Below are 23,577 nucleotides of genomic sequence, written 5' to 3'. Positions count from 1 at the left end.
GACTACAGCCGCTCCGCGATCAGTTCCACCAGGGCCTTGCCCTGGACGCCCGCCAGGTGGTCCGCCTGGGTGCGGCAGGAGAAGCCGTCCGCCAGGTAGATGTCGCCGGGCGCGGCCTCCCGCAGGGCGGGGAGCAGCGCGTTCTCCGCGACCGCCACCGACACGTCGTAGTGGCCCTTCTGCATGCCGAAGTTGCCCGCCAGGCCGCAGCAGCCCGCGAGCTCCCGGATCTGCGCGCCCGCCGACGTCAGCACCTCGCGGTCGGCGGCGAAGCCCATCACCGAGTACTGGTGGCAGTGCGGCTGCACGACGGCGCTGACGCCCTCCAGCGACGGCATCGACCAGTCCGGCGACGGCGCCGGCAGCGGGATGGTGGTCTTCGAGCGCTTGCCCGTCAGCAGTTCCGCCACGGTCACCACGGCCCGCGACACCGCGAGCGCCCGCGCGTCGTCGGGGAACAGATCGACCAGATCCGACCGCAGCACCGCGGTGCACGACGGCTCCAGCCCCACGATCGGGATCCCGTTGACGGCATAGGGCCCGAGCACCTTCATCAGCCCCTCGAGCCGCCGCCGCGCGCCGTCGAGCTGCCCGGTGGAGATCCAGGTCAGCCCGCAGCAGGCGCCGTCGCCGGGCACGATCACGTCGTAGCCCATCGCGGACAGCACCTCGACGGCGGCCTGCGGCACGGACGGCGCCATCGAGTCGCTGAAGGAGTCCGCCCACAGCACGACCTTGGGCTTCGTGGCGAGGCGGGCGGCGGTCTCGGCCTCGCGGCCGGGCACCTCACCGACGCGGAGCCCCGGCACGCCACCGGTGGCCCCGCCGCGCCGCCACCACTCGCGGAACGGCACCTCGGCGAACGACACCATCTTGCGGCGGGTGTCCATCCCGCCGCCCCACAGCACGAGCTTCTGCATCCAGCGCGGCTTCAGCGCGGCGTTCACCCACCGCGCGAACGGCCCGGCGAGCCGGGCCCAGCGCGGCAGCCAGCCGAGCACGTAGTGGTCGATCGGCCGGAGCCGCCCCTGGTAGGTGCGGTGCAGCACCTCGGACTTGTACTGGGCCATGTCGACGCCGGCCGGGCAGTCCGACGAGCAGGCCTTGCAGCTCAGGCACAGGTCGAGCGACTCGTGCACCTCGGGCGCCGTGAGCCCGCCGACGAGCGTCCCGTTGACGGCCTCCTGCAGCACGCGGGCGCGTCCCCGCGTCACGTCCTTCTCGTCGCGGGTGGCCTGGTAGCTGGGGCACATGAACCCGCCGGACGGCCCGTTGTCGGCGCGGCACTTGCCCACGCCCACGCAGCGGTGCACGGCCGTGGTCAGGTCGTGGTGGTCGTGCGCGAACCCGAAGCCCGTGTAGCCGGTGCGTGAGGACGGCCCGCCGGTCAGCGTCGCGATGAGCCCGGTGATCGGCTTGACCGACGACACCGGGGTGGCCGCAGGGCGCCGCAGGTCCTGGTCGACCCCGCGCGGGCGGACGACGACGCCGGGGTTCATCAGGTCGTCCGGGTCGAACAGCGCCTTGAACTTCTCCAGCAGCCGGATCGCCTCGGGCGAGTACATCTTGGGCAGCAGCTCCGAGCGCGCTCGCCCGTCCCCGTGCTCGCCGGAGAGCGACCCGCCGTACTTGGCGACGAGGTCGGCGGCGTCGTGCATGAACGTGCGCAGGATCGAGCCGGACGCCTCCATCGGGAGGTCGATCCGCAGGTGGATGCAGCCGTCGCCGAAGTGCCCGTAGGGCAGGCCGTCGACCTTGTAGCGGTCCATGAGGTCCTGCAGGTCGCGCAGGTAGGCACCGAGCTTCTCGGGCGGGACGGCGGAGTCCTCCCAGCCGGGCCAGGCCTGCTCGCCGGCCGGGGTGCGCCCGGCGAGCCCGGCGCCGTCGGCCCGGATCTGCCACATGCGCATCGCGTCGGGACCGGCGGGGAAGACGGCGCTGTCCAGCGCCGACGATCCACGCACGATCGCGGCCGCCTTGCCCAGGGCGTGATCCTGGGTGATGCCGCCGACCTCGATCATCAGCCAGCCGGCCCCCTCGGGCAGGTCCGGCACGGCCTGGGCACCCTTGGCGCGGCGGACGACGTCGACCAGCCTGGCGTCCAGGCCTTCGATCGCGAGCGGCTTGTAGCGCAGGAGCGCGGGGACGTCGTCGGCGGCGGACGGCATGTCCTCGTAGCCGAGGACCACCAGGGTGGGCGTGTCGGGGACCGGCACGAGGCTGACCGTGGCCTCGAGGATCGTGACGAGCGTGCCCTCCGTACCGACGAGAGCGCGGGCGAGGTTCGAGCCGTTCTCCGGGAGCAGGTGCTCCAGGGAGTAGCCGCTGACCTGCCGCCCGAACCTGCCGAACTCGGTGCGGATGAGCGCGAGGTTCTCGCGGACGAGTTCCTTGAGGCCGGGGACGTCGCTGAACGAGGGGTCGCCGGCGCGGGCCGTGAACCGGCGGCCGCGCCCGTCGAGCACGTCGAGCTCGACGACGTTGTCCGCCGTGCGGCCGTAGGCGACCGCGTGGGGGCCGCAGGCGTTGTTGCCGATCATGCCGCCGAGCGTGGCGCGGTTCTGCGTGGACGGGTCGGGGCCGAAGCGCAGGCCTTGCGGCTTCGCCGCGGCCTGCAGCGCGGACATCTTGGCGCCGGGCTGGACGCGAGCGGTGCGCGCCTCCGGGTCGACGTCGAGGACCTGGTTCAGGTGCCGCGAGAAGTCGAGGACGACGCCGGTCCCGACCGCGTTCCCCGCGACGGACGTGCCCGCGCCACGGGCCGTGACCGGTATCTCCAGCTCGCGCAGCAGCGTTCGCGCCGCCACGACGTCGTCGGACGACTCGGGGAACACGACCATCTCCGGGACGACGCGATAGTTCGACGCGTCCGTCGAGTACTCCGCCCGACGGCGCGTGGACGCGTCGACGGCGCCGGCGACCACGGTCCGCAGGGCGTCCGCGACGGCCTCCCGGGCGACGGCGGCGGCCTCGGCCGCCTCGTTCTCGGCGGCGAGCCGGGACTCCTCCCGCGTGATCTGCCCGGCGGTCGGGGCCGAGGTCTCGGCGGCTTCCTGGACGCGATGAGTCGACGTGGGCACGAGCGTGATTCTCCCACCGACGGCAGGCAGCCTGTCGAACGGTCCGCACTTTCGGCGGGCAACATGCCGGCGGCCGGGCGTTCGTCGATCGCCGGGGCGGGCTTTCAGTGAACCTGCGAACGGGCCGTCACGCCGCGCCCGATGGCGTGGCGGACGTGGGCCGGGAGCTCGGCCCAGTCGTCGGTGGTGTCGAGGTCGACGGCGGTTCCGGGGCGGACGACGACGGCGGAGCTGAGGCCCAGTCGCCGCGCCTCCGCCTCGTGGGCGGATCGGGAGGCCTCGCCGAAGTGGAAGCGGAATGAGCCGGAACCCGGCTCACCGGTGAGCAGCAGCAGGTTCGTGCCGCGGCCGACGCGGTCGGTGGCGATCGTGACGTCCGTGGTCCCGGCGGTCAGCGCCGCGATGTCCGACGACGTCAGGGCGGGCAGGTCCGCGTGGGTCACGAGAAGGCCCGGTCCTGGCGCACCCGGCGCAGTCGTCGTCCCCGAACACTCCCTCGCGAACTCGAGCGCCCCGTTCAGGCCCGGCCGATCCCCCGGCTGCGGCAGCACCTCGATGCCTTCCCCGCCCGGCACGCCGTCGAGCACCGTACGCGTGAACGGCTCGTCCGCGGTCACGATCACGACCCTGTCCACCTGCGGGGACTCCAGCAGCACGCCGGCCACGTGCCGCGCCAGAACCGTCACGAGCGCCCGCCGGTCGGCGGCCGACAGCACGGACGCCAGCCGCGACTTCCCCGAGACCCCGTCCCGGAGCGGCACGACGGCGGTCAGGGTCACGCCAGGAGCTCCCGGGCCAGGCGTTCGCGGCCCTCCGGGCCGCCCATGATCGTGTCGGTGACGAGCACCTCGAAGCCGAGGTCGGCGATGGGCGCCGCCAGGTGGGCGTCGCGCTCGTCGACGCACATCACGTCCACCAGGCCGGCGTAGAGCCGGGCGACGCCGAGCGCCGAGACCTCGTGCCCCAGCGACTCCAGGATCTGCGCGGCCGGGCCCTTGATCGCCGCGCCGCCCACGATCGGGCTGACGGCGACACGGCGCGCGCCGGTCGTGGTCAGCGCGTCCCGGACGCCGGGAACCGCCAGGATCGGATCGATCGAGAGGAACGGGTTCGACGGCGCGACCAGCACCAGGTCCGCCTCGGTCAGTGCCGCCGCCACGCCGGGGGCCGGCCGGGCGGCGTCGGCCCCGGCGAAGTGCAGGCCGAGCACCTGGTCGGCGTGCCGGTGCCCGACGAAGTACTCCTGGAACCCGAGCCGCCCGGCGGGCGTGTCCACCATCGTGGCGACCTTGTCGTCCGTGACGGGCAGGATCCGGGGCACCACGCCGAGCGACCGCGCGATCTCGCCCGTGATCCGCGACAGGGGAGCCCCGCCGCGGAGCCGCGCCGTGCGCACGATGTGCGTCGCCAGGTCCTTGTCCCCGAGCGTGAACCACGTGTCCTCGCCCAGCCGGGCCAGCTGCTCGAGCGTCGCGTACGACTCCCCGCGCAGCCCCCAGCCCCGATCCTCGTCGTTCAGCCCGGCGAGCGTGTACACCACCGTGTCGATGTCCGGCGAGATCCACAGCCCGTGCAGCTCGGTGTCGTCGCCGACGTTCACGACGACGGTCAGCGGATGCGCCGCGTCCGCGCCGCCGGAGGCCGTTCCGTCCGACGACGGCCGCAGCGCCCGGTCCAGCCCGTGCGCGAGGCGGGCGCCACCGACCCCGCCGGCGAGGAGAGTCACTCGTTCCACGCGTCGAGCCTACGTCTCCGGCGGGCCGTCGCGGCAGTTCGGACCATGATGCAGATCACCGCCCGAAATCCCGCCCCGGGCGAATGTTTCCGCGGGTGACAAGAGTCACGGGACCTTCACCAGGACGTGTTTCAGGTCACCATGGGGTCCGCCGTAAACTCTTGCGGACCGTGGTCACCAGGGCTGCGGGCCGAACCAACCGGGGGAACGCCGTTATGCCACTGTTCGAGGTCGATGCCGTACGGCCCCTCCTCGTGCAGGGCGCCGGGAGTTCCGCGGGCGAACCCGGGGTGCACACCTCCGCCCACCGCGTCGTGGAATCGCACATCGACGGGCTGCTGGGCGAGCAGGTCTTCCCGGTCTCCCAGGGCACCGGACCGGACGAACCGCACCTGCTGGCCCTCGACGCCTCGGGCCTCCCCGTGGTGGTGGAGCTGGTCGGGGACCTCGACAAGTCCACGCTGACCCGCGCGCTGGACCACGCCGGAGCCGCCGGGCGGCTCACCCGCGGCGAGCTGGCGGCGCGCTACCACGGCGGGCAGCAGCGCTTCGCGCACGACGTCGCCGAGTTCTACGACAGCGTCCCGATCACCCAGTCGAGCAGCTCCAAGAGCGGCGGCGGCGCGCGGCTCATCATCATCTGCCAGAACGCGCCCCAGGAGATCCTCAACGCCGTCGACTTCCTGCGGCAGCCCACCATGCCGGTGGAGGTGCTGAAGATGGACGTGGTCAAGTCCGACGACGGCCGCCGCTTCCTCGACGTCTCGCCGCTCGTCATCCACCTTCCCCCGGGTCTGCCGTCGCCGCGTCAGGAGGACCGCCGGTCGATCACCCGCGGCAACGAGCCCGCTCGCGTGACGCCCGAGCCGGTGGCGTCCGCGCCGATGTTCACCTCTGCGCAGAGCAAGAACCAGGAGGACGTCTTCGCCGAGGGCGTCAAGGTCGGGTACGCGCTGACCGGCAAGCTGCCGGTCGTCGCGCACAAGCCGGGGTCCGGGCCGAACGCGTCCCAGGACTCGCGGCGGCGGAGCGCCGCGGCGAGCGCGCCCCGCCGGGGCGAGCCGGCGGCACAGTCGCCCGCACCCGTCTCCGGGCCGACGCCGACGCCGTCGTCCGGGGACGCGCGCCCCGCGGCGGAGCGCCACCAGGCCACGACCACGGCCGGCGGGGCGACCGTCCCGGGCGGCCCGAACCCCGCCAAGGGCCTGCGCCGGTCGCTGGCGCGCAAGGGTGACGCCCCGTCGGCACCGGAGAGCAACCCCGTGCCCGCGCCGGACGGCGCCCGGGCGATGCCGCCGAGCCGCGCCGCCCGGCGGGTGATGGCCGAGCGAGAGGCCGCGACCGCCACCCCGCAGAACGGCACCCCGGTACCGCCGCTCTCGGCGGAACGCCCCGGCCCCGCCGGTGGCCCGGCACCGACGGCGGCGCAGGACGGGCGTCCCGCCCCGGTGCGCCCCGGCGCGGGCACGCAGGACCCGGACGCCGCGGCGCCGTCGTCGGACACCTTGCCGCGCGTCCCGCAGTCCGCCCCGACCCGGCGCCGCTCGCGCAGGGACCGGTTCGCCTCGGCGCCGGACGAGCGCCCCGCGGACGCGACGACGCCCGCGCGGTCCGACGCGGCCGGGCCGACGGCGCCGGAATCCTCCGCCCACGAGCTGTCCTTCCCGGCCGCGGCCGGCCGCGGCGGAGGATCGCCGTCCTCCCCGGGCGCCCCGGGCCCCTCGTTCCCTGCCTCGCCCTACGAGGCGGGCGGCCGGCCCGATCCGGCGCCGTCGTACCCGCCCGTCCCGGCGCAGCCGGAGGCGAACGGAGCCTTCTCCCCGATGGCTCCGGCACACCCGGAGCCGACCGAGCCGTTCCCGCCGACATATCCGACCGAGCCTGAGGCGACCGAGCCGTTCCCGCCGGCGTATCCGACCCAGCCCGAGGCGAACGAACCGTTCCCGCCCGTGTATCCGACGCAGCCGGACGTGAACGGGGTCTTCCCGGCGGCGCCTCCGGCGCAGCCCGAGGCGAACGGGGCGTTCCCGCCGGTGATTCCGGCACCGCCCGAGGCCGTGCCGCCGGCTCCGGCGTACCGCGACGACCGGCCCGCGCTCGTGGACGGGACGTTCACCACGCACGCGCCGGTGCCCCCGCCACCCGCGCCGGCGGTCGCCCCCTACGAGCCCTCCGCGCCGGCGCAGGACAACCTCTGGCAGCCCCCGGCGGACTTCCCGGCCGCACCGCCCGCGCCGGCGTCGCCCTTCGAGCCGGCGCCGGCCGCGGGATCGTTCGACCCGTCGTTCCGCGAGGACTACCCCAGCGGGTCCTTCGGACCGGTCGAGTCGGTGCCGTTCCAGCCGCCGGTGATCGACAGCAGCGTGGCGCCCGCACCGGACGGCGGGTTCAGCGCGTTCGGTAGCAGCGAGCCAGGCCAGGGGCACGCGGCCGGCACCTTCGGCGGCGAGCCGGGTCCCGGGCACGCGGCCGGCGGGTTCGCCGCCGAGCCCGCCGGGGGCCAGGTGTACGACTGGTCGGCGCAGCAGGCGTTCGACGCCGCCGACCCGGAGCCGTCCGACTTCGACGACCAGACCGTGCTGCGCGCACCCGCCAGGACGTTCCCGGGTGCGGCCCCCGAGGCGCACATCCCGCCCGTGCCGACGGACGAGAGCATCCGGGCGCACACCCCGGCCCTCTTCGACGAGGAGGACGACCCGGACCTGGAGGCGCTGGCCCGCAGCTTCGGCGCGCCGACCCGCATCGTCTGGTCCCGGCCGCGCCGCAACCAGCACTACGAGGCGGTGCTGCACCCGAACGGCGTGATCGAGCTCGCCGACGGCGGGCAGTACCGGCACCCGGACACGGCGGCCACGGCCGCCTCCGGCTCGTACACGGCCGACGGCTGGAGCGTGTGGCGGGTCGGCGAGCAGGGCCCGTCGCTGACGGAGGCGTTCCAGCAGCGCTTCGTGTAGGCCGCGCCCCGCCCGGGCGCCGCCCGCACGGGCGGGCCGTCAGCCCGGCGGGACCGTCAGCCCTGCTGCCCGGCCTGGGCCGCGGCGGCCTCGCTCTCCGGGGTGCCGCAGTCGAACATCCACGAGACGCCGTACTTGTCCTTGAGCGAGCCGTAGACGTCGCCCCACGGGGCCGGCTCGAACGGCAGCACGTCGCTCGCACCCTCGGAGAGCTTCTCGTAGGCGGCGGCGATGTACTCGCGGTCGGCGGAGCCGCCGGTCAGGGCGACGGTCACGCCGCCGGACGGAGCCTCGTAGGGCATCATGCCCTCGGGCGAGTCCGCGGCCATGAGCGTGAGGCCGTGCTCGGTGGTGAGCGAGCCGTGCATGACGAGGTTCTCGGCGCCCTGCGGCAGATCGGGCATCGGCATGTCGCCGAACGGCATGACCTCCACGGTGCCGCCGAGCGCGGTCCGGTAGAACTCGAGCGCCTCGCGGGTCTCGGTCCGGAAGCTGAGGTACGGGTTGAGATTGACCATGATCGTCTCCAGCGGAGCGGGATGTGATGACCCTCACGACTGTATTCCGGCTGTCTGACATCGGCCCGGCGGGCGGCCGCCCCGTCCCCCGGCGCACCGCGCGCGAGCGAGGATAAGGCCATGGAATTCCAGGACGTGGTCCGCAGACGCCGGATGCACCGGAGGTTCGACGGCGAGCCCGTCCCGCCGCGGGCCGTGGACCGCATGCTCGGCAACGCGGTGCGCGCCCCGAACGCGGGCTTCAGCCAGGGCTGGGCCTTCGTCGTCGCCGACGACGCCGAGGCCCGCGCCCGCTTCTGGACGGCCGCGACCCCGCCCTCGGCCGGCGCACGGAGCGACCGCGACATGTCGGGCTGGCTCGCGGGGATGCGCACCGCGCCCGTGATCGTCCTCGTGCTGACCTCGAAGGCCGCCTACCTGCGCCGGTACGCCGAGCGGGACAAGGGCTGGGCGGATCTCGACGAGTCCCGCTGGCCGGTCCCGTTCTGGCACGTCGACGCGGGGATGGCGGCGCTCCTCATCCTCCAGACGGCGGTCGACGAGGGCCTGGGCGCCTGCTTCTTCGGCGTCCCGCCCGCCCGGGTCCAGGAGGTGAGGTCCGCCTTCACGATCCCCGGGGAGTTCGAGATCACCGGCGCGATCGCCGTCGGCCACCCCGCGACGGGCGGAGCCGCGGGCTCCCCGGGGCGCCGCCGCCGCAAGCCGTTGTCCGACGTCGTCTTCCGCGGGCGGTTCACCGCGACGGACGCGCCGGGATAGGCGGCACGCGCCGCCCGTCCCGGCGCAGGGCCGTCCCGCCGCGACGCGGCGGGTGCCCGCGCTCCGTCGCGCCGGGCAACGCCGGCGGGTGACGGAACGCGGGCACCCGGTCGTGCTCGGGCCTCAGCCCTCGTACGTGACGTCCAGCGTGATCTCGCCGACGCCCGCGAGCGCCTTCGAGATCGGGCAACCCGCCTTGGCGGCCTCGGCGGCGGCCTTGAAGCCGGCCTCGTCCACGCCGCTCGCGTAGCCGCGGACGGTCAGGGCGATGGTGGAGATCTGGAAACCGCCGGCGGGGTCCGCCGACAGCGTGACGTCGGCGCCGACCTCGACCTGCTCCGGAGTGCCTCCGGCGTTGCCGAGCTCGGCGGAGAACGCCATCGCGAAGCACGAGCTGTGCGCGGCGGCGATCAGCTCCTCGGGGCTGGTGGTGCCCTCGGCGTCGTCGGCGGCGCGACGCGGGAACGACACGTCGAACGTCGCGGCGCCCGACGACGTCAGTTCCACCTGACCCGACCCCTCCTGAAGGGTGCCGTTCCAGGCGGTGCGGGCGGTACGGACTGGCATGGGAACTCCCTGTGATCGTGGATGATCCGACAGGTGCCCGGCCCCGCCGCGCGGGCGGGGGACGGTCACCGTGTCGAACCTATCCCCCGGTTCAGCGGCTCGCGAAGTCCAGTCCATCCTCGGCGACCGCGACGACCGACCAGGTGCCGCCGTCGCCGGTCAGCTCGTACGCGGGAATCAGCACCACCGCGCCGTCGGTCAGCGTGTGCTGCGCGACGCCGAGCTCCGCCCCCGTGATCGTCACGTCCCGCACCGGCCAGCCGATCGCGTCGCCGGGCACCGGCGTGGCGGGCGGTCCGGCGGGGACGTCGGACGACGACGTCGAGGTGTCCGGCGCCGCACCGCTGCCGCCGGAGGCCGGCGCGTCGCCGCCCTGCTCGGCCACCGCCGCCTCACGCCCGGCGGCGGCGAGCGGCAGGATGTCCCCGTACCCCGCGCCGAACCGGGCGTCGCCCAGCCGCCCCGCGGCCTCGCGCTCGGACACGACCGGGTACGTGCCCAGCTCCGTGACCGGCGCGAGGAACCCGTCGAGCGCCGCGAAGCGCAGGCCGGCCCCGTCCCCCGTCACCGTCGCGGACCACTGCAGCCCGGTCCGCCGCCCGTCGAGCACGTGGAAGGCGATCACGCTCGTGCCGCCGCCGGAGGCCTGCGCCTCGAACTCGAAGGCGCTCGTGTCCACGCCCACCGCCTCCATCAGGCGGCGCAGCTCGTCCGTCGCGGCCGGCGTCGAGGGCGCGCCCGCCGTACCCTCCGGGCACGGCGGTGCACCGCCGCCCTTCGCGTCCGGCGCCGCGGCGCCGTCGTCGGGCTCGATCACGCCGGGTTCCTGGCCCGTGCTCCCGTCCGAACCGCCCGCGGTCCCGGGCTCGGCCGGCTCCGTGAGCGTTTCCGCCCCGTCCGCGCAGCGCCAGGAGTCCACGTCGCCGAAGAACCACACCGACGTCCTGCCGTCCGCGGAGACCTGCAGCGCCGGGGCACTGCCGTCGGCGGGGCCGGCCGTCCACGCGCCGCCCTCCTCGCGCACCCCGGTCCGCAGGCCGAGCGCGCTCGCCATCCGTTCGGCGGCCTCGCGGGTGTACGACGACGCCGCGTCGAGCGCGTACGCCTCCGCCTCGCCCGTGCCGCCGGACAGCCCGGCGCCCGGGTGGAACACCGTGCGGCCCGGGGCCGGGTACATGAAGGTGCCGGCGGCCGGGGTGTCCCCGGCGCCGGGCCCGGCGTTCTCCGTGGTCCCGCCGCTCCGCTCCGGGCCGCCGGCGTCCGCGCCCGGCATGTCGAGGGTCATCGGGGGCGCCGCGTCGGCCGCCGCCTCGGCACCGGACTCGGGCGCAGCCCCGGCCCCGTCGCTGCCCCCGAGCGACAGCGTCAGCCCGTTCGAGCCGGCCGCGTACCCGCCGCCGCCCACGACGAGGAAGGCCGCCACGGCGGCCGCGGCGAGCCACGGCTGCCGGCGGCGACGCCGCGCGGCGAGTTCATCGGCACCCTGCACGGGAGCGTTCGCCGCGGTCGTGCCGCTGCCCGACGACGCCGCGCCGGGTGACCGGGACCCGGCCGGGGCGTCCTGCCCGATCAGGGCGTCCACCTTGGCCCGCAGCACCCCGGCCGCGGGTGCGGGCGCGCCGAGCGCCGGGTCGGCCGCACGGAGGCGGGCGAAGACGTCGTCGTGCGCCGTGCCGTCATCCGTCGCGCCGTCGTTTCCCGCGCCCTGCGTGCCGTCGTCCGGCAGGCCGTTCGATGCGTCGTTCATCGCCATCCCTCCGTACTCGTCGTCGTTGCCGGTGTCACCGCTGCCGGTGCCGCCGCTGCCGGCCTCGCCGCGGTTCGATGCGCCGCGAGCCGTCTCGCCGTCCCGGTCGCCGTCGTCCGGCGGCCGGCCCTCACCCTGGTCTCTGTCGTCACGCGTCACGGGCTTGCTCCTGCGTGAGCCACGCCTCGCGGAGGCGGGAGCGGGCACGGGAGAGCGCGGCGTCGGCGCCGCCGCGGGACACGCCCAGGACCTCGGCGAGGGCGTCGCCGTCCAGGCCGTCCCAGGCGACGAGCAGGAGGATCCGCCGGTCGCGCGCGCTCAGCGAGGCGAGGACGGCGCGCACGGCGTCGTCGTCGACCGCGAGCGTCTCGGGGTCGACGTCGTCGGGCTCGTCGGGGACGACGGCGACGGGCAGGGCCCGGATCTTGCGCCGGTGGTTGGCGAGCGTGAACCCCGCGGTGCGGTACAGCCAGGGGAGCTCGGCGCCGTCGGGGACGTCGGCGCGGCGGCGCCAGGCGGTGGCGAGGACCTCGGCGGCGAGGTCCTCCGCGTCGCTCGTGCGGCCGCCGCCGGTGGCGGGCAGCCGGCGTACGAAGTAGCGGAAGAGGGCGCGGTGATGCGCGTCGAAGAGCGCGGCGAACCAGGCGTCGTCGTGCGACGGCGGGCGGCCGGACGGCGCCGCGTGGATGTCTCCCATGCCCTCACTATGTCCGGTGCGCGGGGCGGCTTGCACCGAGCCGGAGGGCCTGGCCCGCGGGCCGGCGGGCCACCTCACGCGCCGTGCGGCCCAGCCCTCTCCAAAAAACGTTATCGACAACGATTGCCAGCCCACCGTTGTAACGCTAATATCGCTCTGAAAACCTTTTCGCGCTGACCAGCCAACGAAGGCCGGTCCGGGAAGACAGGATCGAAGATGACCCGAGCACTACCCCCGCGCACCACCCGGAAGGGACGCGTCGCCGCGTTCGCCGCTCTCGCAGCCGTCGTGATCACCGGCAGCATCGCCGTCACCGGCACCCTCCAGGCGAACGCCGCGGGCAGCACCCTCCAGGCCGCCGCCGCGGAGTCCGGCCGCTACTTCGGCACCGCCCTCGCGGCGAGCAGGCTCTCCGACTCGACGTACTCGACCATCGCGAACCGCGAGTTCAACATGATCACCGCCGAGAACGAGATGAAGATGGACGCGACGGAGCCGTCGCAGAACCAGTTCAACTACAGCCAGGGCGACACCATCCTGAACTGGGCCACCAGCCGCGGCAAGCAGGTCCGCGGCCACGCCCTGGCCTGGCACTCGCAGCAGCCGGGCTGGATGCAGAACATGGAGGGCACCTCGCTGCGCAACGCGATGCTCAACCACGTCACCCAGGTCGCCACCCACTACAAGGGCAAGATCTACGCCTGGGACGTGGTGAACGAGGCGTTCGAGGACGGCAGCTCCGGCGCCCGCCGTAACTCCAACCTCCAGCGCACGGGCAACGACTGGATCGAGGCCGCGTTCCGCGCCGCCCGCGCCGCCGACCCGGCCGCCAAGCTCTGCTACAACGACTACAACACCGACAACTGGAGCCACGCCAAGACGCAGGCCGTGTACAACATGGTCCGGGACTTCAAGTCGCGCGGCGTGCCCATCGACTGCGTGGGCTTCCAGGCCCACTTCAACTCGGGCAACCCGGTGCCGAGCAACTATCACACCACCCTCGGGAACTTCGCCGCCCTGGGCGTCGACGTCCAGATCACCGAGCTCGACATCGAGGGCTCCGGCACCTCGCAGGCCGAGCAGTACCGCGGCATCGTCCAGGCCTGCCTGTCCGTGGCCCGCTGCACCGGCATCACGGTGTGGGGCGTGCGTGACACCGACTCGTGGCGCGCCTCGGGTACCCCGCTGCTGTTCGACGGCAACGGCAACAAGAAGCTCGCGTACAACTACGTGCTCGACGCCCTGAACGCGGGCGGCACCGGCACGCCCACCCAGACCCCGACGGCGACCACCTCCCCGACGCCGGACCCCACCGGTGGCACCGGCACCGTCACCCGCCTGCAGAACGCCCAGTACGGCAAGTGCCTGGACCTGCCCGGTGGCAACACCGCCAACGGCACCAAGCTGCAGACGTACTCCTGCTGGCAGACCGACAACCAGCGGTTCACGTTCAACTCCAACGGGTCGCTGACCGTCAAGGGCAAGTGCGTGGACCTGCCCTCGGGCAGCAACGGGACCCAGGTCCAGATCTACGACTGCAACGGCAACAACAACCAGAAGTGGACCCAGAGCGCCAACGGCGAGATCCGCAACACCCAGTACGGCGTGTGCATCGACATCTGGAGCGGCAGCGACGGCGCGACCGTCCAGTCGTACGCCTGCTCGGGCGGCGCCAACCAGCGCTGGAACCGGGTCTGACCCCCTGACCGGCCGAGGTAGCACTCTGCACCTCCGCGGTGCTACCTCGGCTACCAAACCGGACCGCCGGGGTGGTACGTCTGCCATGAGACGTACCACCCCGGCGGTTCTCTGTGTCCGGAGCCCGGTCAGGATCCCCGGTCAGGAGCCCGGGTCGCAGGCCGTGACCGGTTCCCCGGGCCCGTGCCCCCGGATCAGCAGGCCCCGAGCTTCTCCCACGGGCCCCACTCCCCGGCACCCGGGGTGTCGCCCTGGGTCCACCACTTCGCGCGCCAGCTGCTGCCGCCGTAGGACACCTTGTCGTCCTTCACGTAGGCCTTGCTGCCGACCCACGCGGCCGGGCAGGCGCCCGGCGCCGTCGGGCTGCTGGTGGGCTGCGGGCCCTCCGCGCACGCGCCGAGGTCCTCCCAGACGGCGGCCGCTCCCGGCGTCTCGCCCTGCGTCCACCACTTCGCCTTCCACTCGTGGCCCTGGTGCGAGGCGGTGTTGCCGCCCGTGTACACCTGCGTGGCGCTCCACGCGGCCGACGGGCAGTCGCCGGCCGGCGGGGTCGTGGGGGTCGCGGTCGGGGTGGGGCTCGGCGTCGGGCTCGGCGACGTCGTCGGGCCGGGACCCGTCGAACCGAGCTCGGCCACGAGCGCCTTGTTCAGGTCGCCCGCCTCGTCGCCGGAGAGCTCCCACCACATGGCACCGCCGAGGCCCTTGGACTTGATCCACTGCGCCTTCTGCTTCACGGACTGCGGCGTGTCGAGGCTCCACCACTGCGTGCCGTCGTACCGCCACGCGGCACCGACGGCCGCGTCGAAGTGCTCCGTACCGCGGTTCTTCAGCAGGTCGTAGTCCTCGTTGCCGGCCTCGTACGTGCCGGGCGCCGCACCGGTCGCCACGCCCCAGGGCGCGGAGCTCGTCGCCCCGGTCCAGCCGCGGCCGTACATCGCCATGCCGAGCAGCAGCTTGGAGGCGGGAACGCCCTTGCTCGTGTACGTCGTCAGGGCCTGCTCGATGCTGAACCTCCGGTCCGCCGCGCGCGGGTCCTTCGGGTCCGGGAACAGGTTGCCCTGGTGCCCGGTGAGCGTCGGCTCCCAGGCGCCGTGCAGGTCGTAGCCCTGCAGGTTGCCGAAGTCGAGGGACTGGAAGATGGCCGGGTCGTTCCAGCCGCCCGCCTCGACGTCCTCGGGGTTCGCCGGGAGGAACGCCGACAGCTCGTACCGCTTGCCGGTCTGGGCGCCGTAGGCGTCGAGCTGCCTGCGGAACTCGGCGAGCAGCGCCTTGAAGTTCGCGCGGTCGTTCACCGGGTCGACGTAGTTGCCCACGTTCCCGTTGTCCGAGCCGGGCCACTCCCAGTCGATGTCGATCCCGTCGAACACGCCCGCGGCCGCGCCGGGCCCGCCGCGGCCGTCGATCACCGGAAGGTTGCCCTTGATGTACTGGTCGACGCACGAGGCGACGAACTTCTCCCGGGACGCCTGCGTCGCCGCCGCCCTCGAGAAGTTCTTCGACCAGGTCCACCCGCCGAGCGAGATCATCACCTTGATGTTCGGGTACTTCGCCTTGAGCTGCTTGAGCTGGTTGAAGGAACCGGCCAGCGGCTGGTCCCACGCGTCGGCCACGCCCGCGACCGAGTCGGCCGCCGTGTAGCCCATGCCGTAGTCGGCCCAGGCGTCGCCCGCGCCGTCGGACCCGTTCGGGCCCGTGCCCTGCGCCTTGTTCGCCTCGAAGCACTCGAGCCGCTCGTGGTGGATGTTGCCGAACGAGTAGTTGATGTGCGTGAGGTCGTCGGCCATCCCGGCCGCGACGATGTCGTTCACCTTGTAGCCGCGCCCGTACACGCCCCATTGCGTGAAGTACGCGACGTTGCGGTAGCTCGTCGCGGCCGCGGTCTGGTCGGCCGCGACCACCTCCCGGGCGTTCGCGCTGGTCGCCAGCGCCGTGAACGTCCCGGCTCCCGCGACGGCGAGCGCCGCGAGGCCCGCGACGATGCGGCGCCGTACGCGGCTCCTGCTCAGGGCGCCTCGCGACGCCGGACCTTCCTGCACGTCCATGGGTTCTCCTTCGTCATCGCGTCGAAGTCTTCGTCGACTGACTACAAAAGTAAGGAGAGCTTCCTTTTAAAGGAATCAGTGATCCCCACAATGCGCGGGCGCGACCGGCCCTCGCCTACGGGTTTCCCCGTACCCGGCGCGGCCTCGGCGAGGGCGCGGCAAGGCATCAGGCCGTCCGGTAGGCCAGCACGGCGAGCTCCGTCCGCGAGCGCACGCCGAGCTTGCGGAAGACCCGCCCGAGATGCACCTCGACCGTCCGCACCGACACGTACAGCTGCTCGGCGACCTGCCGGTTCGTGCGCCCCTGGGCCACCAGCCGCGCCACGTCGAGCTCGCGCCCGGTGAGCAGCTCGCCCCAGTGCGCGAACCGGTCCGGGACTGCGTCCGCCTCGCGGGCCTCGCGCTGCTGCCGCCCGACGTCGAGCCGCGTCACGTTCGCCGCGCGGCCGGTCTCCCCCGTCCGGTGCGCGTCCGACGACGCCGCCGCGCGCCGGTCCGGCAGGAACGCCACGGCGCCCGACTCGGCGAACAGGGCCCGCGCCGCCAGCTGGTGCGCGGCGGCGTCGGCGTCCCTGCCGTGCCGTTCGAGGGCCCGCGCGATGACCAGCTCGGTGAGGCCGCGCTCGAACGTCGAGCCCACGGTGAGGGAGACCTCCACCGCGTGATCCGCGGCCCGCCGCAACGTCGCCGGTTCCGCGAGCGCCACCTCGGCACGCGCCAGGTCGAGCCGCAGGCGCAGGCAGGCGGGGCGCGACGCCGGGCCGAGCACGGCGGCGCGCAGCAGGGCGAGGTGCCGCCGGGCCGCGCGCTGCTGCCCGGCCCGGACGTAGAGCTCGACGGGATCCGGCGTCGGCAGCCACCAGGCACGCAGTTCGGCGCCGCCGCGCTCGGCGGCCAGCCCGAGGAACGTCGCGGCCTGCACGTCCCGCCCGGTGCAGGCGGCCTCGACGGCCCGGTCGCCGAGCAGCGCGGCCCGCACCACGCCCGCCTTCGCCCCGGGCGCGGAGCCCTCGAGGGCCGCCGCGGTACCGCTCACAGATCCGGTGCGCACGAGGTCGAGCCGCCGCGCCACCGCGACGCCCAGGCCGCCGAGGGCGAGCGCGACCGGCAGCCGCCGGGCGGCGTCGTGCAGCACCTCGGCGGCGCGGTCGAGATCGCCGGACCGCATCGCGACCAGCGTCTGCACGACCCGCAGGTGCGCCTCGACCAGCGGCGTGGGCCGCTCGGGGGCCTCGAACCAGGCCTCGGCCCGGCGCGCGGGGGCGACGTCGGGCAGCACCTCGGCGAGGATCGCGCCGGCCCGGCCGGCGCTGTCGTGCAGCACGGCCAGCGAGCAGACGGCCGCCCGCAGGGCGGCGCGGTCGTGCCCGGAGACGACGACGTCGGCCAGCCGCGGGTTCGGCTCGCCGTCGTGCAGGTCGAGGGCGGCGGCGAGGACCGGCCCGGCGTCGTCGGCCTGCCGCGCCCACGTGACGGCGTCGGCGATGTGACCGCCGAGCAGGGCGGCGCGGCTCGCGACGCCGGACGCCCTGCGGCGGGTGACGCCGTCGCCCTGGCTGGCGGCCTCGCGCGCCACCTCGTGGGCGCGGGCGGTGTCGCCGCTGACGAGGTGGCGTTCGGCCAGTTCGACGAGGCCGTCGGCGAGCAGCGAGTCGCCCTCCATCGTGCTCAGCGCGGTGTGCCAGAGGGCGACCTCGGGCCGCCCGACCACGCGGAGCACGTTCGCCAGCCCGGCGTGGACGGCGGTGCGGGTCGCGAGGTCGGCGTCGTCGTGCACGATCTGGCGGACCCGCGGGTCGCGGAACCGGAACCGGCCGCCGACCAGGTGCAGGTAGTGGCCGGCGGAGCCGGACACGACGTCGGCGATCCCGGCTCCGGTCGCGGCCAGCAGCACGTCGGTCCGGTCGACGACGGCGACGGCGGCGGTGAGCAGGATGCGCCGGGTGCCGTCGTCCAAGCCGGCCAGGCCCGGATGGGCGGCGCGCGCGGCAGGGACCGCCGGCAGCGGGTCCGGGAGCAGCGCGACACCGCGCAGGTGGTCCGCGGTGAGCAGGTTCTCGAGCTGGGTGCGGGCGGCCAGGTCACCGTTGACCAGGTCGGACAGTGTGACCGAGACGTGCGGCGCGACATTGCGCCACTGGATCCCGGCCGTGTGCTCTTCCGTGCGGGGGGTTGCGGAAGTCATCGGAAATCCTCCGAACTTTGTTCACGGCAGGAACAAGTATGCACCCGAAGCGCGCAAATTTCACCCAGCGTCAAAAGAACCCTGGTCGCTCGTCCAAGCCTGCGGTGCCGCCTTCGGCCCGCCCAGGGCCCGTGGGCCCCTCACGCCTCCAGCAGGAGGGTCACCGGACCGTCGTTCACCAGGTCAACGGCCATGTCCGCGCCGAACCGCCCCGTCGCGACCTCCAGCCCACGCCCGCGCAGCCCGGCGACGACGGCGTCGACCAGCGGCTCCGCGACCGGTCCGGGCGCGGCCGCCTGCCAGGTGGGCCGCCGCCCCTTGCGCGCGTCCCCGTACAGCGTGAACTGGCTGACCACGAGCACGGGCGCGCCGGCGTCGACGGCCGACCGCTCCTGGCGCAGGATCCGCAGCTCGGCGATCTTCCGCGCGATGGTGGCGGCCTGCTCCGCGCCGTCGTCGTGCGTCACCCCCACGAACGCCAGCAGACCCGGCCGGTCGATCTTCCCGACGATCTCCCCGTCCACCACGACGGACGCGCGCGTGACCCGCTGCACCACAGCCCTCATGCGCGCGATCCTACGTCCCCCCGACCCGCCGGGCAGGCGCCCCGGGCGGTTCCGCGCGGCTACGTCGCGGACCAGGGCTCGACGTGGCCGACCGGGTGGCCGCCGCCGAGGACCGGAGTGGCCGCCATCTCCTCCAGGGCCCGGAGGTCGACGCCCTCGATCTGCTCCGCGCCCGCCACCCGGAGGGCCGCCGCGAGAACGGCCGGGCGGGGGCGGGAGCCGCCGTCGAGGACCTTGAAGGCCAAGGCCGAACCGTCGGGGAGGCCCGCGCCGTAGACGCCGTCGGCGCCGTCCTTGGCGACGAGGCCGGGGACCGCGCGCATCGCGAGCGTGGCCTCGCGGCCGTCGCCGCCGACCATCTCCGGGTGGGCGTTCATCGCCCGGGCGAGGCGCGCCTCGGGGCTCGCCGCATCCCGGCCCGGCGCCCCCGCGATCCGGCCGAACGCCCGGGCGAGACCCGCCGGCGTCGTGCTGAACAACGGCGCCCCGCAGCCGTCCACGGTGACGTGCTCCGGTGCGGCGCCGGTCAGGTCCGCGATCCTCGCCCGGATCGCGACCTGCAGGGGGTGCGCTTCCGCGAGGTAGGACTCCAGGTCCCAGCCCGCGGCGACGCAGGTCGCCAGCATCCCCGCGTGCTTGCCCGAGCAGTTCTGCGCGATCGGCGCGGGCCCCGGCCCGTCGCCCTCCTCGACGTGATCCGCGACCTGCCAGGCGTACGCCGACGGCGCGTGCAGCGGCATGTCGGGCGTGTTCCGCAGGGACGACGGCGTCAGCCCGGCGCGCCGCAGGACCTCGCGCGCCGCGGCCCGGTGGAACGGCTCGCCGTTGTGACTCGCGGCGACCAGCGCGAGCAGCGGGTCCGGCAGATCGAGGCCGTGCTCCAGCATCGCGAGCGCCTGCAGCGGCTTGACCGAGCTACGCGGCCAGATCGTCACGTCCGGATCGCCGATCGCGAGCCGCACCGTGCCGTCGGGCGCGAGCACCACGAGATGGCCCAGGTGCACCGACTCGACGACGCCGCCGCGCACCACCCGCGCCAGCGGCGCGGCGCCGTCGGCGACCGTGCGCGCGGCCGCCGGTCCCGTCGTCCCCGGGGACGACGACGCCGGGCCGCTCACCATCCGCCGGACGTGCCGCCCGGGCGCCGCGGGCCGCGCCCGGTGCCGTAGTGCAGCAGGCGCGGGCGGACGTCGACCCAGTAGATCGCCGCGGGGACGATCGCGACGAGGTTGAGGAACACGTCGATCAGGAGCAGCACGCCGAGCAGCCCCACGACGCCGGCGAAGCCCAGGATCAGCAGCCATTTCGTCTTGTCGAGCTTGCCCTCGGACTTGTAGCCCCGGTCCGGGCGCCGCGCGGCGTCGATGATCGCGACGACCAGCGCGACGAAGACGCCCCACGCGATGATCAGGACGACGATGCCTTGTGGTGAGAACACGACCCCGAGCCTACGGCAGCGGGCCGCCCCAGGGCAGTGCACCCGGCGCGGTTCCCGCAGCTCGTCAGTACATCAGCGCCTGCGCCGCCGGCCGCAGGATCTCCTCCGTGAAGACGGGCGCGCCCGCGATGCGGATGCCGGGGAGCACGTCGCCGGGCGCGATGCCGCGGCGGGCCGCGCACTGCGTGCAGAGCGTCACGGTGCCCTCGGCGAGCACCGCCTCCAGCAGGTCCTGCAGCGGGGCGGCGTGCTCCAGCTCCAGTTCCGCGGCCTTGCCCGGCAGCGCGAACCACGCGGCCTCCCCCGCGAGCCACAGGCTGACCTCCGCACCCGCGGCGACGGCCGCGGCCGCGACGGTGAACGCCTGGTTGACGGTCTCGGGCCGGTCCAGGCCCGAGGTGGTCTTGATCACGAGGGGCCGGTGCGTGTCGGTCATGCCGTTTAGGATCGCACCATGGATGAGTACCAGGCGCTCGAGGCCGTGTTCACGGGCCTCCTCATTGCCGCAGTCCTGACCATCACCTGGTTCGCCGGGTACACCGTGTACAAGCTCTTCTCCGGCCAGCGCTGATGGCGTTCGAGTTCCCCGAGGGGCTCGCACCCGAGGTCTACCCGCTCGCCTGGCTCGTGGGCCGCTGGAGCGGCAGCGGCGTGATCGACCACCCCGCCACCGGCAAGAAGGACTTCACGCAGGAGCTCACGTTCGACCACGACGGCGGGCCGTACCTGCGTTTCGAGTCGACGCTGCGCGTCGTCAGCCTGTCCGACGACGGCGTGTCCGGCGACGACGGCGTCTGGTCCACCGAGACCGGGTACTGGCGGGTGTCGACCGACCGGCCCGACGGGCTCGAGGACGACCGCCACCCCCTGGAGGTGGTGGTCGCCGACGCGTCCGGCCGCATGACGATGTACGTCGGCGCCGCGGGCAGCGGCCGCATCGACCTGGTGAGCGACGCGATGGCCCGCACGGCGACGTCGGCCGACGTGCGCGCCTCGAAGCGCCTCTACGGACTCGTCGAGAGCCGCCTGATGTGGGTGGAGGAGCTGGCCGCGTTCGGCGAGCCGCTCCGCAACTACGCGTCGGCCGAGCTCGACCGGCAGTGAGGTGCCGCCCGGGAATTCCCGGGCGGCCGGCAGTGCTGACGAGAGGGTGACTGACGTGACGTACTCCAGCCCGTTGCTGAGCCGATCCGGGGCGGTCGCCGCCACCGGCGCCGACGAGGGTGTCGCCTGGCACTACGGCGACCCCGTGGCCGAACAGCGGGCGCTGGCGCGCGGCGGCGCCGTCGTCGACCAGTCGCACCTCGGCGTCGTGCGCGTCTCCGGGCCAGACCGGCTCGGCTGGCTGCACTCGATCACGTCGCAGGACGTCGAGCACCTGGCGCCGCGGCAGTCCACGGAGCTGTTCGTGCTCTCCCCGCAGGGGCACCTGGAGCACGCCGTCGGCGTGGTCGACGACGGCGAGGCGACCTGGCTGATCGCCGAGCGCGCGTCCGCCCCCGGCCTCGCGGCCTGGCTCGAGCGCATGAAGTTCATGATGCGCGTCGAGATCGAGGACCTGACGGGCCAGTACGTCGCGATCGGCGAGGCGGTCGACGCCGAGGGGACCGAGGACGAGCCCCTCACCTGGCACGACACCTGGCCGCGAGTGGTCGGCGGCGGCACCCGCTACGGGCCGCCCGAGGACGAGCACCCCGGCGCGGACCGGCCCTGGCGGCTCGTGCTGGTCCCCGCGGCCTCCCTGACCGACGAGATCGCCGCCCGTGAGGCGGCGGGCTGGCGCCTCGCGGGCACCTGGGCCACCGAGGCCCTGCGCATCGAGGCGTACCGCCCGCGCCTCGGCCGCGACGTCGACGAGCGCACCATCCCCCACGAGCTCGACTGGCTCCGCACCGCCGTGCACCTGGCCAAGGGCTGCTACCGCGGGCAGGAGACCGTGGCCCGCGTCCACAACCTCGGCCGGCCGCCGCGCCGGCTCGTGTTCCTGCACCTGGACGGCTCGAGTCACCTGATCCCGGAGCCCGGTGCCGAGGTGCGGGTCCGGCCGGCCGACGCCGCGGCCGCCTCCGGCGCACCGGGCAAGGTGATCGGCACGCTGACGTCGGTCGCGCGGCACCACGAGCTGGGGCCGATCGGCCTGGCCGTGCTCAAGCGCAGCGTCCCGGAGGACGCGGAACTGCTCGTCACGTCCACGGCGGGGGGCGACGTCCTCGAGATCGCGGCCACCCAGGAGACCGTCGTGCCCGGCGAGGGCGTCTCGGCGGACCGTCCCGAGTCCCACCGCGACCGCCTCACCCCCGGCCTGCGCGGAGGCGACGGGCTGCTGTGAGCACCACCGCCCGTCCCGCGCGCCGCCGGCCGTGAGCACCCCGGCCGCCGCGGGCCCGGGCGACGCCGTCGGTCGTCCGGCGCTGCGCAGGCTCGTCCTGCGCACGCGGGCCCGGCAGGGGTGGACGCGGATCCGGGCGGGTCTGCTGCCGATCGGCCAGGCCGCCGTCGCGGCGGGACTCGCCTACCTGGTCGCCACCGGGCCGCTCGGTCACGAGCAGCCGTTCTTCGCGCCGGTCGCGGCCTGGCTGTGCCTCGGGTTCTCCTCGCAGCGCGACCTGCGCAAGGTCGCCGAGATGGCCGTCGGGGTGGCCGTGGGCGTGGGGATGGGCGATCTGGTCGTCCATCTCATCGGGTCGGGCTGGTGGCAGCTCACCGTGGTCCTGTTCACCTCGGCCGTGCTCGCGCGGTTCATCGACTCCGGGCCGCTGCTGGTCATGCAGGCCGGTGCGCAGGCGATCATCGTCGTCGGGCTGCCCGCGGTGGCCGGCGGCCCGCTGGGACGCTGGACCGACGCGCTGGTCGGCGGCGCCGTCGCGCTGCTGGTCGCGGTGCTCGTCCCGGGCGACACGCGCCGTCGTCCCCGGGCGCTCGGCGAACGCGCGCTCACCGAGCTCGCGGAGACCCTGGAGGGCATCGCACGCAGCCTGTCCGAGGCCGACGCCTCCGAGGCCCGCGCCGCCCTCGTGCGCGGGCGGGCGTCCGAGCCGGTGCTCGACGAATGGCAGACCGCCGCCCGCAGCGCCCGCGACCTGGCGCGGGTCAGCGTCGGCCGCCGGCACCGGGAGGAGCTGGGCCGGCTCGAGGAACAGGCGGTGCTCACCGATCGCGCGATGCGGTCCGTCCGGGTGCTCGCCCGGCGCACCGCCGCCCTCGTCTCCTCCGGGGACGCCCACGAGGTGGAGTCCGTGGCCGAGCTGGTCGGCCGGTTCGCCGCGGGCGTCCGCCTGCTCGCGTCCGACGTCGGCCGGGGCGGCTCGGCCGGACGCGCCCGCGAGGTCCTGCTGGAGACGGCGTCGCTGGCGGACCCGCACTCCGTCGGCGACGGCGACTGGCAGGTCCAGTCCCTGGTGATGCTGCTCCGCTCCCCGCTGGTGGACATCCTGGAGACGGCGGGCCTGGCCCCGGAACCGGCGCGCGCGGCCCTCCCCGAGCTGTGACGAGCGTCGCCGTGCGACCACGAGCTTTCCGTTGATGTCTCTCGGCGGATGCTCGCCGATCTCGTGGTCGCGCAGCTAACCTCGTGGCGCGGCAGCCCGCCGG

At 74.7% G+C, this 23,577-nt stretch carries 19 protein-coding genes; 6 read left to right on the top strand and 13 right to left on the bottom strand.

Going from position 1 to position 23,577, the window contains the following annotated elements:
• Nucleotides 1–2 precede the first annotated feature (2 nt).
• From ABD208_RS08110 to cofD, 3 genes are all read right to left on the bottom strand, one after another.
• Nucleotides 3–3,017, bottom strand: a complete 3,015-nt coding sequence (locus ABD208_RS08110) for an FAD-binding and (Fe-S)-binding domain-containing protein (protein WP_425561090.1) — start codon at nucleotides 3,015–3,017, stop codon at nucleotides 3–5.
• Nucleotides 3,018–3,184: 167 nt separating this feature from the next.
• Entirely contained in the window at nucleotides 3,185–3,859 is a 675-nt protein-coding gene (cofC, locus tag ABD208_RS08105) for a 2-phospho-L-lactate guanylyltransferase (RefSeq protein ID WP_344101402.1), read from the bottom strand.
• Nucleotides 3,856–4,815, bottom strand: coding sequence for a 2-phospho-L-lactate transferase (gene cofD / locus ABD208_RS08100; RefSeq protein ID WP_344101400.1), 960 nt, complete (start codon nucleotides 4,813–4,815; stop codon nucleotides 3,856–3,858). Before cofD ends, cofC begins: the two co-directional genes overlap by 4 nt.
• Nucleotides 4,816–5,030: 215 nt before the next feature.
• On the opposite strand from cofD, the gene ABD208_RS08095 reads away from it, so the two are divergent.
• Nucleotides 5,031–7,769 (top strand): restriction system modified-DNA reader domain-containing protein, encoded by a 2,739-nt coding sequence (locus ABD208_RS08095; protein WP_344101398.1) that lies wholly within the window; start codon nucleotides 5,031–5,033, stop codon nucleotides 7,767–7,769.
• Between the two features lie 56 nt (nucleotides 7,770–7,825).
• Here ABD208_RS08095 and ABD208_RS08090 read toward each other — a convergent pair whose 3' ends face one another.
• Nucleotides 7,826–8,287 (bottom strand): VOC family protein, encoded by a 462-nt coding sequence (locus ABD208_RS08090; protein ID WP_344101396.1) that lies wholly within the window; start codon nucleotides 8,285–8,287, stop codon nucleotides 7,826–7,828.
• A gap of 120 nt (nucleotides 8,288–8,407) precedes the next feature.
• Between ABD208_RS08090 and ABD208_RS08085 the strand changes: the two genes are divergently transcribed.
• Nucleotides 8,408–9,046, top strand: coding sequence for a nitroreductase family protein (locus ABD208_RS08085; RefSeq protein ID WP_344101394.1), 639 nt, complete (start codon nucleotides 8,408–8,410; stop codon nucleotides 9,044–9,046).
• Between the two features lie 123 nt (nucleotides 9,047–9,169).
• Here the strand turns inward: ABD208_RS08085 and ABD208_RS08080 are convergent, their stop codons facing one another.
• The 3 genes from ABD208_RS08080 to ABD208_RS08070 all read right to left on the bottom strand — a co-directional run bounded on the left by ABD208_RS08080 (nucleotide 9,170) and on the right by ABD208_RS08070 (nucleotide 12,057).
• On the bottom strand, nucleotides 9,170–9,613 hold the full coding sequence (locus ABD208_RS08080; RefSeq protein WP_344101392.1) for an OsmC family peroxiredoxin: 444 nt from the start codon (nucleotides 9,611–9,613) through the stop codon (nucleotides 9,170–9,172).
• A 91-nt stretch (nucleotides 9,614–9,704) separates the two neighbouring features.
• Nucleotides 9,705–11,519 (bottom strand): hypothetical protein, encoded by a 1,815-nt coding sequence (locus tag ABD208_RS08075; RefSeq protein ID WP_344101390.1) that lies wholly within the window; start codon nucleotides 11,517–11,519, stop codon nucleotides 9,705–9,707.
• Nucleotides 11,509–12,057, bottom strand: a complete 549-nt coding sequence (locus tag ABD208_RS08070; RefSeq protein ID WP_344101388.1) for an RNA polymerase sigma factor — start codon at nucleotides 12,055–12,057, stop codon at nucleotides 11,509–11,511. Before ABD208_RS08070 ends, ABD208_RS08075 begins: the two co-directional genes overlap by 11 nt.
• A 216-nt stretch (nucleotides 12,058–12,273) precedes the next feature.
• On the opposite strand from ABD208_RS08070, the gene ABD208_RS08065 reads away from it, so the two are divergent.
• Entirely contained in the window at nucleotides 12,274–13,755 is a 1,482-nt protein-coding gene (locus ABD208_RS08065) for an endo-1,4-beta-xylanase (protein WP_344101386.1), read from the top strand.
• Nucleotides 13,756–13,949: 194 nt separating this feature from the next.
• On the opposite strand, the gene ABD208_RS08060 is transcribed toward ABD208_RS08065, so the two are convergent.
• The 6 genes from ABD208_RS08060 to ABD208_RS08035 form a co-directional block, all read right to left on the bottom strand.
• Nucleotides 13,950–15,797, bottom strand: a complete 1,848-nt coding sequence (locus ABD208_RS08060; protein WP_344101384.1) for a glycosyl hydrolase family 18 protein — start codon at nucleotides 15,795–15,797, stop codon at nucleotides 13,950–13,952.
• Nucleotides 15,798–15,963: 166 nt separating this feature from the next.
• Nucleotides 15,964–17,982, bottom strand: a complete 2,019-nt coding sequence (locus ABD208_RS08055; protein ID WP_344101382.1) for a LuxR C-terminal-related transcriptional regulator — start codon at nucleotides 17,980–17,982, stop codon at nucleotides 15,964–15,966.
• 140 nt (nucleotides 17,983–18,122) lie between these two features.
• Entirely contained in the window at nucleotides 18,123–18,548 is a 426-nt protein-coding gene (gene dtd / locus ABD208_RS08050) for a D-aminoacyl-tRNA deacylase (RefSeq protein ID WP_344101381.1), read from the bottom strand.
• A gap of 59 nt (nucleotides 18,549–18,607) precedes the next feature.
• Entirely contained in the window at nucleotides 18,608–19,669 is a 1,062-nt protein-coding gene (locus tag ABD208_RS08045) for an asparaginase (RefSeq protein WP_344101379.1), read from the bottom strand.
• Nucleotides 19,663–19,986, bottom strand: a complete 324-nt coding sequence (locus ABD208_RS08040; protein WP_344101377.1) for a DUF2516 family protein — start codon at nucleotides 19,984–19,986, stop codon at nucleotides 19,663–19,665. Before ABD208_RS08040 ends, ABD208_RS08045 begins: the two co-directional genes overlap by 7 nt.
• Nucleotides 19,987–20,050: 64 nt before the next feature.
• Nucleotides 20,051–20,422, bottom strand: a complete 372-nt coding sequence (locus ABD208_RS08035) for a DsrE family protein (RefSeq protein WP_344101375.1) — start codon at nucleotides 20,420–20,422, stop codon at nucleotides 20,051–20,053.
• A gap of 134 nt (nucleotides 20,423–20,556) precedes the next feature.
• Between ABD208_RS08035 and ABD208_RS08030 the strand changes: the two genes are divergently transcribed.
• From ABD208_RS08030 to ABD208_RS08020, 3 genes are read left to right on the top strand one after another with little or no spacing between them, the layout of a single operon-like run.
• Nucleotides 20,557–21,090 (top strand): heme-binding beta-barrel domain-containing protein, encoded by a 534-nt coding sequence (locus ABD208_RS08030; protein ID WP_344101373.1) that lies wholly within the window; start codon nucleotides 20,557–20,559, stop codon nucleotides 21,088–21,090.
• Between the two features lie 55 nt (nucleotides 21,091–21,145).
• Nucleotides 21,146–22,315 (top strand): CAF17-like 4Fe-4S cluster assembly/insertion protein YgfZ, encoded by a 1,170-nt coding sequence (gene ygfZ / locus ABD208_RS08025; RefSeq protein WP_344101371.1) that lies wholly within the window; start codon nucleotides 21,146–21,148, stop codon nucleotides 22,313–22,315.
• Between the two features lie 31 nt (nucleotides 22,316–22,346).
• Nucleotides 22,347–23,474 carry an FUSC family protein gene (locus tag ABD208_RS08020; RefSeq protein WP_344101369.1) on the top strand — a complete coding sequence of 376 codons (1,128 nt, stop codon included), beginning with the start codon at nucleotides 22,347–22,349 and terminating at the stop codon, nucleotides 23,472–23,474.
• The last annotated feature ends 103 nt before the right edge of the window (nucleotides 23,475–23,577 follow it).

Origin of the sequence: Myceligenerans crystallogenes (assembly GCF_039529775.1) — a bacterium.
Classification (GTDB): Bacteria; Actinomycetota; Actinomycetes; order Actinomycetales; family Cellulomonadaceae; genus Myceligenerans; species Myceligenerans crystallogenes.
The sequence above is the reverse complement of the archived record's forward strand: the minus strand, read 5'-3'. Positions and strand labels throughout refer to the sequence as shown.

Bases quoted from the DNA above. Each gene is read 5' to 3' on its own strand.
- ABD208_RS08030 (WP_344101373.1), top strand. From the start codon at position 20,557: ATGGCGTTCGAGTTCCCCGAGGGGCTCGCACCCGAGGTCTACCCGCTC.
- ABD208_RS08035 (WP_344101375.1), bottom strand. From the start codon at position 20,422: ATGACCGACACGCACCGGCCCCTCGTGATCAAGACCACCTCGGGCCTG.
- ABD208_RS08060 (WP_344101384.1), bottom strand. From the start codon at position 15,797: ATGGACGTGCAGGAAGGTCCGGCGTCGCGAGGCGCCCTGAGCAGGAGC.
- dtd (WP_344101381.1), bottom strand. From the start codon at position 18,548: ATGAGGGCTGTGGTGCAGCGGGTCACGCGCGCGTCCGTCGTGGTGGAC.
- ABD208_RS08055 (WP_344101382.1), bottom strand. From the start codon at position 17,982: ATGACTTCCGCAACCCCCCGCACGGAAGAGCACACGGCCGGGATCCAG.
- ABD208_RS08085 (WP_344101394.1), top strand. From the start codon at position 8,408: ATGGAATTCCAGGACGTGGTCCGCAGACGCCGGATGCACCGGAGGTTC.
- ABD208_RS08045 (WP_344101379.1), bottom strand. From the start codon at position 19,669: ATGGTGAGCGGCCCGGCGTCGTCGTCCCCGGGGACGACGGGACCGGCG.
- ABD208_RS08090 (WP_344101396.1), bottom strand. From the start codon at position 8,287: ATGGTCAATCTCAACCCGTACCTCAGCTTCCGGACCGAGACCCGCGAG.
- ABD208_RS08070 (WP_344101388.1), bottom strand. From the start codon at position 12,057: ATGGGAGACATCCACGCGGCGCCGTCCGGCCGCCCGCCGTCGCACGAC.
- ABD208_RS08065 (WP_344101386.1), top strand. From the start codon at position 12,274: ATGACCCGAGCACTACCCCCGCGCACCACCCGGAAGGGACGCGTCGCC.
- ABD208_RS08080 (WP_344101392.1), bottom strand. From the start codon at position 9,613: ATGCCAGTCCGTACCGCCCGCACCGCCTGGAACGGCACCCTTCAGGAG.
- ABD208_RS08095 (WP_344101398.1), top strand. From the start codon at position 5,031: ATGCCACTGTTCGAGGTCGATGCCGTACGGCCCCTCCTCGTGCAGGGC.